This window comes from Roseovarius sp. EL26 (assembly GCF_900327775.1).
GTDB lineage: Bacteria > Pseudomonadota > Alphaproteobacteria > Rhodobacterales > Rhodobacteraceae > Roseovarius.
Window position 1 is genome coordinate 61071 of sequence record NZ_OUMZ01000005.1, and the last position, 13660, is coordinate 74730.

The 13660-nt window shown below is 53.8% G+C and carries 9 protein-coding genes; 5 read left to right on the plus strand and 4 right to left on the minus strand.

The annotated features are described in order from the left end of the window. Positions 1-85: 85 nt before the first annotated feature. A complete protein-coding gene (locus tag D9A02_RS02230; protein WP_120499351.1) occupies positions 86-2521 on the plus strand; it encodes a tetratricopeptide repeat protein in 2436 nt (811 codons plus the stop codon). Positions 2522-2543: 22 nt separating this feature from the next. Here the strand turns inward: D9A02_RS02230 and D9A02_RS02235 are convergent, their stop codons facing one another. Next, positions 2544-3782, minus strand: a complete 1239-nt coding sequence (locus tag D9A02_RS02235; RefSeq protein ID WP_254054525.1) for a glycosyltransferase family 4 protein — start codon at positions 3780-3782, stop codon at positions 2544-2546. Positions 3783-3843: 61 nt separating this feature from the next. Beyond that, positions 3844-6441, minus strand: coding sequence for an AMP-binding protein (locus tag D9A02_RS02240; protein ID WP_162932934.1), 2598 nt, complete (start codon positions 6439-6441; stop codon positions 3844-3846). 222 nt (positions 6442-6663) lie between these two features. Between D9A02_RS02240 and D9A02_RS02245 the strand changes: the two genes are divergently transcribed. Both D9A02_RS02245 and D9A02_RS02250 read left to right on the plus strand, forming a co-directional pair. After that, entirely contained in the window at positions 6664-8214 is a 1551-nt protein-coding gene (locus D9A02_RS02245; RefSeq protein ID WP_120499353.1) for a hypothetical protein, read from the plus strand. 90 nt (positions 8215-8304) lie between these two features. After that, complete coding sequence (locus D9A02_RS02250) at positions 8305-9084, plus strand: arylmalonate decarboxylase (RefSeq protein ID WP_120499354.1); 780 nt, start codon at positions 8305-8307, stop codon at positions 9082-9084. A gap of 86 nt (positions 9085-9170) precedes the next feature. Here D9A02_RS02250 and D9A02_RS02255 read toward each other — a convergent pair whose 3' ends face one another. Continuing rightward, a complete protein-coding gene (locus tag D9A02_RS02255) occupies positions 9171-9659 on the minus strand; it encodes a peroxiredoxin (protein ID WP_120499355.1) in 489 nt (162 codons plus the stop codon). Between the two features lie 88 nt (positions 9660-9747). On the opposite strand from D9A02_RS02255, the gene D9A02_RS02260 reads away from it, so the two are divergent. Together D9A02_RS02260 and rsmD are read left to right on the plus strand one after the other, a co-directional pair. After that, the gene (locus tag D9A02_RS02260) at positions 9748-10959 is read left to right on the plus strand and encodes an NAD(P)/FAD-dependent oxidoreductase (protein ID WP_120499356.1); all 1212 of its coding nucleotides are present in this window, start codon (positions 9748-9750) and stop codon (positions 10957-10959) included. Next, entirely contained in the window at positions 10956-11513 is a 558-nt protein-coding gene (gene rsmD, locus D9A02_RS02265; protein ID WP_120499357.1) for a 16S rRNA (guanine(966)-N(2))-methyltransferase RsmD, read from the plus strand. The genes D9A02_RS02260 and rsmD overlap by 4 nt, the downstream gene beginning before the upstream one ends. Positions 11514-12434: 921 nt before the next feature. Here the strand turns inward: rsmD and D9A02_RS02275 are convergent. Then, positions 12435-13649 (minus strand): FAD-dependent oxidoreductase, encoded by a 1215-nt coding sequence (locus D9A02_RS02275; protein WP_120499868.1) that lies wholly within the window; start codon positions 13647-13649, stop codon positions 12435-12437. Between the last annotated feature and the right edge of the window lie 11 nt (positions 13650-13660).

Consider the following 13660-nt stretch of genomic DNA (forward strand, 5'->3'; position numbering starts at 1 on the left):
CCTTCGGGCTTTTCTGGTGGGGAAATCCGGTCTATTGCTGCTATAGTAGTATTCTCTTTTATTGATAGCTTCAAAGGACCTAAGAATGACTTTCAAGCCTGGAAGCGGCCGATTCTGCATTATTGCTATGTCGGCCTTTTTGCTTTTATCTGCCTGTGAAACCTCGGAAGAGCGGGCACAAAGACATTTTGAAACGGCATTGGAATTACTGGAGCAGGGCGACGTGTCTCGTGCGGCAGTTGAATTCCGGAATGTTTTCAAACTCAATCCCGAACACAAAGAAGCACGGCTTGTTTTTGCGCGAAGTCAGCTGGAAATAGGTGAACGGGCGCAGGCGTATAACCAATTCCTGCAAGTGGTTGAGCAATATCCGGATACTTTGGAAGCCCGGATTGAGTTGGCTGAAATCGCGATTGATGTTCAAAATTGGGAAGAAGCAGAACGCCACGGTAGAGCGGCGCAGAAGCTGGATCCAGAAAGCTCACGGGTGAAAACCATTGCTCTTGCGCTAGACTATGCGCAGGCTCAGCGAGACCAAGACAACTCAGCCGCATCAGATCAGGCGGAGCTTGCAGAGCAGGTTCTAGCGGAAACGCCTGAAAGCATGATCGCCTGGCGTATTGCAATTGATCAGAAATTGCGTTCAGGGGAAACACTGGCCGCGCTGAAGCTGGTGAACAAAGCACTAGAGGTACACCCAGATAATCTTGCATTGAACTCCACAAAACTGCGTTTGCAGTTGCAGGAAGAAAATCTGGATGCCGTAGGTGAAACGCTTCAGGTGATGGCGCAAAAGTTCCCAGAAAATGATGACATCCGCAGTATGTTGATCTCTTGGTATCTGGAGCGCGGTGATCTTGATAATGCCGAGGCTTATCTACGCGAAATTGCAGAAGCGCCAGATGCAACGATGGCGGCTAAAATGACGGTGGTTCGCTTTTTGCTTGAGGCGCGCAGCGAAGACGAAGCACGAGAAGAACTGACCCGTTTGATTGCATCGGAAGACAACAACATCACGTATCGCACTTTGGTGGCGTCGTTGGATTTTGAAGCAGGGGCACAGGCCGAAGCAATTGCAGCCTTGGTGGAGCTCGTCGCCGAAGGCGAGATGACACAGGAACGTTTGAAAGCCAAAGTTATTCTGGCCCAAATGCTTTTGCAGTCGGGTAACTCTGTTGGTGCAAGGGCTTCTGTCGAAGAAGTGCTTGAAGACGATGCTACCAACGTTGATGCCTTGAAGATGCGTGCCGCATGGCTGATTGATGAAGATAAACCTGATGACGCAATCATCGACTTGCGCACGGCCCTATCGCAGGCCCCTCGGGATGCAACCATCCTGACCTTGATGGCGCGAGCGCATGAACGGGCCGGGTCGCGCGATCTGGCGGGTGAGCGATATGCATTGGCGGTTGAGGTCTCTTTGCAGGCGGCGGCAGAGTCGCTGCGCTATGCAACGTTTTTGACGCAAGATGATCGGACCGATGCGGCCAAGGCTGTTCTTGATGAGGCGCTGACAAAAGCTCCGGACAATGTGTTGTTGCTGCGTAACATGGGGCTTTTGCATCTGCAGTCTGAAGAATGGAATGAAACCACACGGATCATCTGGCGTTTGAAAGCGCTGGAAACAGATAGTGGGTTGACCGCGGCCAATGGACTTGAGGCTGATATGCTTCTGCGACAGCAGCGGGTGGATGAAACCATCGCGTTGCTGGAAGGTTTGTCTGCCGAGGAAGGGTCTGATAGCGAGGGTGCCTTTATCGCCTTGCTGCGGACCAAAATCGGGGCACAACAGGTTGATGAAGCGGTCGTGATGCTGGAAGAGCGCATGGCAGGTGACGCTGATAATCTGCTGCTGAAATTTATGCGCGCGGGTCTGCACATGGTGCAAGACGAGCGTGAGCAGGCAGAGGCTATTTACCATGAGCTATTGGACAAAGCGCCTGGCAACGCAAATGTTTTGCGAGTGCTGAACGCGATCATGATCGCGGATGATCGAGCGGATGAGGCCGCAGCCCTGATCGACGATCAGATCGAGAAAGCCCCTGATCCAACAGCAGCTTATCTGCTGAAGGCAGAGCGGCTGGAACGCGTAAAGGACTTCGATGGAGCGATTGCGATCTACGAAACGCTGTATGAGAGAAACAGCAACAACATTATTGTCGCAAACAATCTGTCCAGCCTGATTACAACCCATCGGGATAGCCCAGAGGATCTGGATCGCGCCTACGCCATTGCACGTCGCTTGCAGAACTATGAGATCCCTGCGTTGCAAGACACATATGGTTGGATCGAATACCGTCGCGGTAATTTCAGCGAGGCTGTGAAATATCTGGAACCTGCGGCCGAAGGTCTGTCAGAACATGCTCTGGTGCAATACCATCTTGGTATGACCTATGCTGCGCTTGATCGTGTTGAGGAGGCAAAGCAGGTGCTGGCGCAAGCCATTAAGCTGGCAGGCGAAGACCCTTTACCGCAGTTTGAGAAAGCCCGCGAAGAACTGAAAAAGCTGGAAAATCAATAGCCATCTGATTTCAGTAATGCACTCACTCTTTAGGCCTCAGCTGTCCAGCTGGGGCCTTTTCCATGAGGATATCAAACAGCCAGCGGGTTTCTTTTGCGATGTCAAAATCTGCGACAACAGTCCTACGACCAAATGCCCCCATCTGGTCGCGATGTTTTGGATCCTTCAGAAGGTCGCACATTTTGCCGCTTAAGGCGCGTATGTCACCGGGGGGCACCATGTGGCCGCTATGTCCATCGGTCACCAGTTCCTGAATACCTGCGATACGGGTCGCGATCACAGGCACTTTGCTGGCCATGGCTTCCATCAAAACCACAGGAACCCCTTCGGCAAAGCTGGGTAGGACAAAGGCATCTGTTTGTTCCAGATGTGCTGCGACTTCTTGTTCTGTCTGATACCCGGTGAAGAGAACAGATTGCTCTAAACCTAACTGCTTGACCTGTTGTTGGAGTTTCACCCGGTCCGGCCCGTCACCGATCAGGGTCAGGATGGCATCAGGGTGCTGTTTGAGAACATCGAGAAAGGCTTCAAACAGAATTGGCAGGCCTTTGACCGCAGCCAGCCGTCCCACAAACAGAAAGTTTTTTCCGGGTGTTGTTTTCCGGGTTCGGCCATAGTTATCAGGTAGAACACCACAATGAACGATATGGAATTTATCCCAATGGGCCTCATCAGAAAACAACATGGCCTGAGATCGGCAAAAATGGCTGATGCAGATGACAAATTTGGCACGCGCGGTTTTCTCGTCAATGCGCCAGCGTTTTGCCTCCAGAAACAGTGTGGGGCCATGCATGGTATAACTAAACGGGATATCTGCCAGCGCGGCAGCTAGCATGGTGACTGACCCGCTTGAATCACCAAAATGATTATGCAGGTGGCTGATGCTATTGTCTTGCAAGTGGCGCGCCAGAACGCCAGCTTCGGCAAAGTAAAACAACTGATAGAGTGCTGCGATATTTCCGGGTGGGCGTGTTTTCCACGCCAGGCAGAGAGTTGAGAAATAGCGCTTGGGGGATTGCCGCAAAAGCTTGAAGTGAGACCTGACCAGTCGCAAGGGGGAACGCGCGGCCTGCAGCAGGTGATACGTTTTGTCGAATTCCTGACGCTGGATATCACCAACCAGATGCTCTGGTGCAGTCCTCCGCACGGAACAGGTCAGGACCTCCATTCCCAATTTGCGCAACTCTGCGATCTCGCGTTGAATGAATGTGTGCGAAGCTTTGGGGTATTCGCCGGTCAGATATGCGATCTTCTTAGTCAAATCGGGGCCTCATCAAAGCGGATGGCAATATGGGTTGGAAATGGGGTCATTTGGGATCTGCTCAATTGAAATACATCTTCCAAAGCTTGACGCCACCATATCCGATGCTGATCAAAAACGCCCCCATGCTGAAACCTAAGGCGATGACACCCGGTAGGCCCATTATCACAAGCAGATCTTTGATCGGAATGACCAGCCCATGAAAGGCATAGATTGGCAGGGCCAGCCCACCTAGGGTAATCAGGATTTTGCAACCTGTCATGATGCTGCTCGGAAGGCTGCTCCAGCGGGTCAGCACTGGGATAAACATCCCGATGAGGAACACTGATATTGCGAAATAGAACAAGATGCCCAGCACGCCACCAAAGAAGGGGGATGCGCGGCCCATCAAACTTTCGAACGGCATGACGCTCAGACCAACGATGAGCGACAAGACCATGCCAAAGGCGCCCATCTCGCGCAGGGTTTTGGTTGCGCGGCTCCGGTCTGTTTGTCGAGCAAACCAATAGCCAACAGCAATGCCGCCAAATACAATCGCAGTGAGCCTGAAATAGCTATAAGCCCCAACCAGCATCAGGCGCGGCCATTCCAACAACGTATCAAGTTGAGCCGGGAAGGCATAGCGCGACAGCCAGTAAAGCGGCACGCCGATGATGGCTATTATTAGAGCATTGCGAATGACATTCGGGGTGCGGGTCAGGTATTTGAACCACAGTCCCGCGCCAATCAAAGCAAGGCAATAGTAGGCAAGGACATTATAGAAGGCGAAAGAAATCGCCTGCTGATCAATGGCCTGCCCCTTGGCCAGAACAAGGGTAAGTTTAACTGCTGCAGTGATCAGCAAAGCAGAAAACACCAATGCCAGGGACCAGCGTTGCCGGCGTGTAAAACTGGTTTTATTGGCGGGGTAGTTAACCACAAAGAGATAGCCAAGCCCGATGCCGAATATGGTGGCAAAGCCTTCAGTGCCCATCTGATATAGCCAACCCAAGGCGTTATCGGCCTGTTCTTCCAACCCCAGTCGGGCAAAGAATCCAGGCCCCCAATGAGAGACAAGTACACTGAGAACCATCAATCCGCGTGCGATATTGATGGCCCAGTTTTCTACTGTTTTGATCGGCAGATCAGGGGAGGTCTGTGTGGGGCTTTCTGCAAGCGCGTCTTCGGTCTGGGTGGCGGCCACTTCGCGCAGGGTTCGGCCCTCAAGTGTGGCATTGATGGTGGCGCGTTTGAATTGCCCCTCCATCTTGAGGCCGATCTGAAGTGCGCTAAGGGAATCGCCGCCAAGGTCATAGAACGAACTACCTACATCAAAGGCTGTACCACCGATCACAGCATGCCATGCCTCAGCAATTTGGGCTTCTGATACAGTCAGCTCAGCAGCAGGGGCGTCACTATGGATGACCTGTTCCGTAGATTTTTGCGTGTATTGTTCCCTAAGTGCGCTGCGACGGATCTTGCCACTGCCGGTCACAGGGAGCTCGTCCAGCTGCAGTATATGCAAACTACCACCCAGATTGACACCGGCGCGTTTCAGGGCAATCTCGGTCGCTGACTTGATCAGGGGCAGTTTGTCATCAATGCGATTGGAGACAGCCAAAAGCACGGCGTCGCCGCGCAGGGAATCATCAATCCGGGTGACAGCGAATTGTCCATCGCATCCGCACAGCGTTGTGATCTGCCGTTCAAGATGTTCTGCAGACAATTTAATGCCGGAAATGTTCATCTGATCATCAAGACGGCCGTGATAAAACAGCATTCCGTCGCGAAGGGCCCCTTTGTCGCGGGTGTGCAGCCAACCCTGATCATCTGTCAGCGATTGAATTGTGCCATCTTTATCCAGCTGCCCGAGCGCCACATGCGGCCCGCGAATACAGATTTCGCCTTGTGATCCGATTTTTACACCGGTCGGAGGGACCGGGCTGCCAACCGAATCCAACACCGAGCCATCATTTGCGGATATATTCAGAAATGTTGTGCGCGAGGCTTCGGTTAGGCCGTAATGCTGGATGATCCGTGCATTTGGAAAAAGCGTTTTCATTCCAGCCTTTTCTTCAGCTGACATGTACTGGCTGCCAATCTCGATCCAGCGGACCTTTTCCCCTGCGGAACCGATGCTTTCGGGGGTCGATAAGATCAACCGCCATAAAGAGGGTACCGCGGAGATGGCATTGATCTCACCTGCGTCCAACATCGTGCGGATCTCAGATGGGTCAAACCGTTCAGGTAAAAAGAACTTTCCACCCACAGCCGAGATGGCACGAATACGCCCCAAGCCGAAGGAATAGCTGACGGGAATACCGACGTACTCGCGGATACGGTCATCAATATCCATGGCATGGTTCAGGCGTCGCACCACATCCGAAATGTTTTGTCGGCTGATGACAATTGCCTTTGGTGTGCCTTCGGTACCGGATGAAAACATGATCTGAACTGCCGTTGGATCATCGGCCGGGGCGAATTGCAGTTGTCCCCAACCGGTTTTGCCACCTGAGGCCTGATAGGTTTGGGTGACAGACAAGCCGGGATATTGCGCTAGATCGAGGCCCGTACGCTGAATGGCAAACAATTGCCCCGCCTGATCACAACGAAAGACCTGTTCAAGAAACTCAACAGAGTTTTCAGCCTCAATGCAAATTGTCTCAAGCGGTGCGTTCATTAAATAACCTTGGTCGCCACTGGGCGTATTTTGACCATGTAACATGCATATTATCCAGAGGGGACAATAATTTGCGGTTTCATCACATGACGGGTGAAATGATGCACGCCGCCCGGTACACGGACCAGTGATGAACGTAGAAGTTGACATTTCCTAGCTTATTGTAGGGAAATGTTCGGGAGATGCGGAAAACAACTTATCAGTCCGAAGTGGAAACCTGAGATGCGTAATTGGTTCACTGTAGTGCGCTTTTGTCTTCTTGCGGCGCTTTGGGTGGGTGCCCCGGGGGCGGGTATGACTGCGGAATCCATCACTGTCTTGCAAGACGATCTCAAACGTCTGGGGCCGCTTGGCTGGATCGCCCCTGAGGTTGAATTTCCCACAGCTGACTTGCGGGCCCCTTGGGTCACTGATGGTAACGAAAGTCCGGCTGCTGTGCTGCTGCGTCGCCTGCGGGCAAAGCGCGGGGGGATGAACCCGATTGTGGCTTATGACAACCGCGATCGTGCGCATTCAGAGGTGTCAGCCGCAAAATTTCCAGCATTGCCACGGTTGCGCTACGGCCCAAAGTTGCAAAATCAAAGTTTTGATTACGGCCTTGCCGGTCAGGTCATTTACCCATTTCCGGTGATCGGAAATTCATCAACAGCGCTGAAGACCAGATTAACCGGCCGAAGCCAAGCCCGGTTGGGGATGACCACACCGAATGGCCCACCGCGTGCCTTTCTGACCTATTCCAGCAATCACATCTATATGTATCCCGAACATCGCGATCATGACACGGTGGATACATTTCCAGCAAATTGGCCCTATATGGTGATCACTCAGGGCTCTTCCGGATCTGATCGAGGTTTTCTGAATGCGTTCTTTATGACCATTGCGGCTTTGCCCCCAAAGACCCGCAAGGTGTTACGAGAGCAAAAGCTGCTGGCCCCAACATTGCAAATGATTATGCGGCGTAATCTTCCTGGAAATTACAAGCGCGATGCATATTATTCGCCGCGTGCGCATCCGACTGTCTTTGATGGCAACAAGCTAGTCCCGGAACGCATGGTGGCCTTTGCCGCGAGTATGAAACCGACTGAAATACCGCCGATGATGCGATTGAAGGTCGAAGGCGAAGATTTCTCTAAGCAAGCCGGGTTGGCAGGGCTGTCTGAAAAACTGTTTACGACCCCCTCTGCCATCGCACGAGTTTGGCGCGACCTTGCTTACCGGCGGGAAATGATTGTGTCTGCCGCAGACACCAAAGACCCGAATGGGCGTGACCTGCGGTTTGAATGGATCGTCTTGCGCGGCGATCCTGAGCGGGTCAAAATCACCCTGCTGGACGGGCCGGGCCGCCGTGCCAAGATTGAACTTCAATGGCACAACATGCCGTTGACCGTTGCCGCCAATGATATTCTGTCGCACCGAATTGATATCGGCGTATTTGCATATAATGGTGCGCATGACAGTGCGCCCGCATTTATTTCGATCAGCTTTCCCACCCATCAAAAACGTATCTATGAAAAAAGCGCGACCTCGGGGCATGTGTTGATGAAATCCGTCGATTATTCTAATGTGACGGCCCCGCATTTTGACCCGCTTTTGCATTGGTGGGCCAGTTGGCGCGATGAATATGAGTATGACCAAGCGGGCGAAGTGATTGGCTGGCGCAGGGTGCAGCCCGATGGCACGAGCAAAATCATCGCAGCAGACGGGATCCTGCCCACATACCAGATGGTGAAAACCAAAAAAGGCCCACGGTTGGAAGCGCAAACTTCGCAATAGGGGCGGTATGCCGGGTTATTCATGCCCCGCTTTGGCCACAAGCGTGGGGTTGTGTTAAGCTGTAAGCCTTGGACTATAGGAGCGCTTGCCATGGACAAACATCTTTCACCGACTGAGCAACGCCAAAGCATATTGGACAATGTGCGCTTTGACGGCGGGCGCAATGCGCGTGGTAAAATTGGTTTTGTGCTGATCCCGAATGAGCAGACGATTGAGGATGATATGATCCGTTATCTGCCAACGGGTGTCGGGGCCTATTTTAGCCGGGCGGTGATGCCGCGAGAAATTTCAACTGAAAGCCTAGCGCAATTGGGGACGTCCTTGGCGGAAACGGCGGCGCGGATACTGCCGGATGACGGGCTGGATGTCGTCGCCTTTGCCTGCACCTCGGGCACCGTGGCGGTGGGAGAAGAGAAGTCCTGTGCCGAGCTGACTAAGGGCGCGCCGGGGGCGAAAACCACCACATTGGCGGGTGCTGTGCGCAAGGCTCTGTCAGCTATGGGTGCGCAAAATATTGTGCTGGGCTCGCCTTATGTGGCCGAGCTGAACGCCAATGTTGTGACCTATCTGGAAGGGGCGGGTTTCACGGTGCTGGAGGCGCATGGCATGGGGCTGGATTATGACACCGACATGATCCGTGTCGCGCCCGATTACATTGCCGACTATGCCCGCGCGATTGACCGGCCCGATGCCGATGCGGTCCTGCTCAGTTGCGGTGCGTTGCGCAGTATTGATGTAGTTGACGCGATCGAGCAGGAGCTGGGCAAGCCGGTGATCTGTTCCAACCAAGCCATGCTCTGGGATTGCCTGCGACTGGCGGGTGTGGATGACAAGCTGCCTGGGTTGGGGCGGTTGTTAAGAGAGTGCTGAGATAAGGAATGGCGGATTGGCACCCGCCATTTGTATCATAGGTACAAAGGCAGGCGCATCATACGCCTGCCCAAAACTGTAACGCCTTACAGCGACGCCAAAATCCCCTCACCGGCGGACACCTCGCAGATGCCGGGGTTTTCTTCTTCTTGCAGGATCGACACGGTGCCATCATCCACCACCATAGCATAGCGTTTTGAGCGGTCGATCAGCCCGGCAGGAGGGGCGGAAAAATCCATACCGATGGCTTTGGTGAACGTCGCCTCGGCATCGCCTAACATGGCAATCCCGGCGTCTGATGCGCCGGTATCCTTGCCCCACGATCCCATGACAAACGGGTCGTTGACCGACACGCAGATCACATCATCAATGCCCTTGGCGGCCAGATCATCCTTGGTACGGATAAAGCTGGGCACATGCGCCGAATGGCAGGTCGGAGTATAAGCACCGGGCACGGCAAAGATCACCACTTTGCGGCCCTTAGTCAGATCGGAAAGGTTCACTGCCTCGGGACCCTCGGCACCCATGCGGGTCAAGGTCGCTTCGGGAAGTTTGTCGCCAGTAGAAATGCTCATTGTCGTTTCCTGTCATTAATTGCAATGCGGTCTGATTTAGTTATAGGTGCATTGGCAGCGGTTGCCACCCAAATTACAGGAGAGGGAAATGTCCAATATCGTCGTAATAGGGGCCGGTCAGGCGGGCTCTTCCTTGGTGGCGAAGCTGCGCAACCTGGGGTTTGACGGCAAGATCACCTTGATCGGTGAAGAAACGGCCCCTCCGTATCAGCGCCCACCGTTGTCGAAAAAATACCTGTTGGGTGAGATGGACCTGGAGCGGCTGTATCTGCGCCCCGAAAGTTTTTATACCGAGAATGATATCGAACTGCGCCTGTGCACCACAGTGACCGGCATCGATACCGCAGCCAAGCAAGTGATGATCGGTGATGAGGCGGTGCCTTACGACCAACTGGCGCTGACCACCGGGTCCTCGCCACGCTATCTGCCCGCTGCGATTGGTGGCGATCTGGACGGCGTTTATGTGGTGCGTGACCTGAAAGACGTTGACGCCATGGCGCCTGAATGCGTCGAAGGTAAACGCGTGCTGATCATCGGTGGCGGTTATATCGGGCTTGAGGCGGCGGCGGTTGCGGCCTCTAAAGGCCTGCAAGTGACTGTGGTTGAGATGGCTGACCGGATCTTGCAACGAGTGGCTTCGCCTGAAACATCCGATTACTTCCGCGCCCTGCATAAGGGGCATGGCGTCGATATTCGTGAGGGTGTTGGGCTGGAAACACTTTTGGGGGACGGTCGTGTGACCGGCGCGCGCCTGTCAGATGGCAGCGAGCTTGAGATTGATTTTGCCATCGTTGGTGTCGGCATCATGCCTGCCGCTGGTCTGGCCGATGCGGCGGGGCTGGAAATTGACAATGGCATCAAGGCCAACGAACTGGGCCAAACCAGTGATCCGTCGGTCTGGACTGCGGGCGATTGCGCATCCTTCCCGTACAAAGATGGTCGTCTACGTCTCGAAAGCGTGCCCAATGCCATCGACATGGCCGAGGTTGTGGCTGAAAACATGCTGGGCGCGGACAAGACCTATGTGCCAACCATCTGGTTCTGGTCGGACCAATATGACGTTAAGTTACAGATCGCTGGGCTGAACACCGGCTATGACCGTATCATCACCCGCCCGGGTGATAATGAGAACGGTGTTTCGTTCTGGTACTATCAGGGCGATACGCTGTTGGCCGTGGATGCGATGAACGAGGCGCGCGCCTATATGGTTGGTAAGCGCCTGATCGATATGGGAAAATCACCTGATCCAGCTGCGATAGAAAACCCGGCGACCGAACTTAAGGCGCTGCTGAAAGCGTGAGGATCATTGGCGGCGATTTTCGTGGCCGCCGGTTGGCGTCGGTGGGCAAAGGGGACAGTGCGGCGCATCTGCGCCCCACCGCCGACCGGGTGCGCGAAAGCCTGTTCAACGTGCTGACCAATGCTTACGGCGATCCCTGCGCGGATGCGCGGGTGTTGGACCTCTTTGCCGGCACCGGCGCATTGGGGTTGGAAGCGCTATCGCGTGGGGCGGCGCATGTCAGCTTTGTCGAAAATGGCCGCAAATCGCTGTCGCTGATCCGTGAGAATATTGCCCTGTGCAGGTCCGAAGAGAACAGCAATATCATCACCCGCGACGTACGGCGATTGGGTGATAATCCGGTCGCGCCGTTCGATCTGATCTTCCTTGATCCACCTTACGGCAAAGGCATGGGGGAGATGGCGCTGAGTGTTGCGTTGAAGGGTGGCTGGATCGCTGATGAGGTTTTGGTTGTTTGGGAAGAAAGCGCCGATGTGACCATTCCTGAAGGGCTGACTCTACTGGATGAGCGCAGCTATGGCGATACGGTTATCCGGATTATGGAAGCAGGTTAGAGGCGGCGATGGCGCAATGTTTCATGTAAGTATTCGGCGAAGCCGGTGAGCCTTTCAATCCGAACGAAAGGCCGAAAAGTTGTCTAAACTACCGGTGTGCAGTGCCCCTAAAGGAGCAAATAATCCGCCTTAATCGGTTGATTCGTTTAGGCGCACGACAACGGCATCCGATGGGAAAAGCAAAGACTGAAAATAGCTTTTGCTCTTCTCTTGCAACGCCCGCACCTTACGGGAAAGCAGAGGTTGCGATAGTTGTGATTTTTCTTGCGCTTTCTGTGGCAAGATTTCACATGGTGGCAGAGTTGGAAGACGCTCGCGCTTAGTGCGGCACTTTTCACGCAGGTCTACATGCATGATCAGTGAATTGTTTGCAAAGTCTGGCTCATTAGAAGGGTGGGCCGCGCGATCCTGAAGGTGAGGATGCGCAGTGCCCCAAGAGTTTAACGGTTTACGATGGTTACTCATTACATTCACTCGCTTAATATTTACTCGTTACATTCACACACTGAACGTCACTTGTTACTCTTTGTTACTTAGGCTTTTACGCGTCGCCATTTACTATACCTACTATATACATGACTGAATTGGGGACCAGAAGTCCTTTAAACAGGATTTTCAAGTTCAACGCTCATTGAGCAGAACTTCCAGATGAACGATCGATACATTTGTTTCTGCATACGGAACAGTGATGGGAAAGTTGCAAGGTTCCGTTTCTTAAATTGCTACAGTTTTCAGCAATGATGCCGTATATTATTCACAATCCCTTGATTGTGTCTGATTTTGAAACTCACTGTATTTTGGGTTTTCTCGGTCTGAAGCGTGGCTGAGCGCCCAACTTATGTTGAGGCGATAACATCGAAGCAGCGCAATACTAACGTGGGAATCACTGCTGAGTCGGGAATCAAGCCTGATGTGACGTGTTTAAGCCTTCATCAAATCCGGTAATTCGCCTGTTAACCCTGCCGCTTCGCGAATGAACTTGCGGCGCAGGCCCGGCATCGCACCAATCAGCCCCATGCCCAGATCACGACCAAGACGCAGCAGTCCGTTGTCGTTGGAAAAGAGCCGATTGGTGGCATCGGTGACCATCGCCAGCGTCGCGGTATCGAAACGACGCCATTGCTGGTAACGGGCCAAAACATCTGGCGCCGCGATGTCTTCGCCGCGTTTATCTGCCTCAGATATCACCTGTGCAAGTGCGGCCACATCTCGCAAGCCAGCGTTCAACCCTTGACCTGCGATGGGATGCATGCCGTGGGCGGCGTCGCCAATTAACGCCAGACGCGGCGCAATGAAGCTGTCGGCCAACGTTAGGCCTAGCGGATAGGTGTAACGTTTGCCGCGCAGTTTAATCTGCCCCAGAAAATCGCCAAAGCGCGGTCGTAGGATTTCCATGAAATCCTCATCGTTCAGCGCGTCGAACTTTGCCGCAGTCTCAGCGGTTTCGCTCCAAACAATCGATGAGACGTTGCCGGGAAGGGGCAGGATGGCCAGCGGGCCGGGGGGCATGAAAAACTGATGCGCGATGCCGTTGTGGGGCAGTTCATGTTCAATCGCTGCGACCAGCGCGGTTTGCTGATAGCCCCAACCGGTGCGTTTAATCCCGGCGCGGGTTGCGGTGTCTGACGCGCGCCCATCAGAGCCGATGATCATGCGGCCCTTAAGGATGTCACCATTGTCCAACGTCAGGCTGACGCCCGCATCTTCGGCACTTTGCGCGACCACCTTTCCAATGATCTGGCGAATGCGAGGTTCTGCATCCATCGCGTCCAGAAACGCACGGCGCAGAAAGCGATCTTCCAGCATATGCCCCATGGGCCCTTCTTCGATCTCTGCGTGATCGAAATGCATGAAAAACGGTGATGGCCCTTCGCCCGCGCGGCCATCAGAAACTTTTATCTCCAACATAGGTTGGGCGTTGTCGATCACACGATCCCAGATGCCAATCGCACGCAGCAACCGTACAGATGCCAGCGCCAGCGCATAGCCACGCCCATCGAATTCGGCGTCTTTGCGGGCGGCAGAAGGTTGTGCGTCGATGATGGTTACGCTGTGGCCTGCCTGTGACAAGGCAAGCGCAAGTGCCGGGCCGTTCAGCCCGCCGCCAACAATCAGGATATCGCTGTCTTTTGTCATGCCTGTCAATA

Bases quoted from the DNA above. Each gene is read 5' to 3' on its own strand.
- D9A02_RS02255 (WP_120499355.1), bottom strand. From the start codon at position 9,659: ATGAGCATTTCTACTGGCGACAAACTTCCCGAAGCGACCTTGACCCGC.
- D9A02_RS02250 (WP_120499354.1), top strand. From the start codon at position 8,305: ATGGACAAACATCTTTCACCGACTGAGCAACGCCAAAGCATATTGGAC.
- D9A02_RS02260 (WP_120499356.1), top strand. From the start codon at position 9,748: ATGTCCAATATCGTCGTAATAGGGGCCGGTCAGGCGGGCTCTTCCTTG.
- D9A02_RS02275 (WP_120499868.1), bottom strand. From the start codon at position 13,649: ATGACAAAAGACAGCGATATCCTGATTGTTGGCGGCGGGCTGAACGGC.
- D9A02_RS02240 (WP_162932934.1), bottom strand. From the start codon at position 6,441: ATGAACGCACCGCTTGAGACAATTTGCATTGAGGCTGAAAACTCTGTT.
- D9A02_RS02230 (WP_120499351.1), top strand. From the start codon at position 86: ATGACTTTCAAGCCTGGAAGCGGCCGATTCTGCATTATTGCTATGTCG.
- D9A02_RS02245 (WP_120499353.1), top strand. From the start codon at position 6,664: ATGCGTAATTGGTTCACTGTAGTGCGCTTTTGTCTTCTTGCGGCGCTT.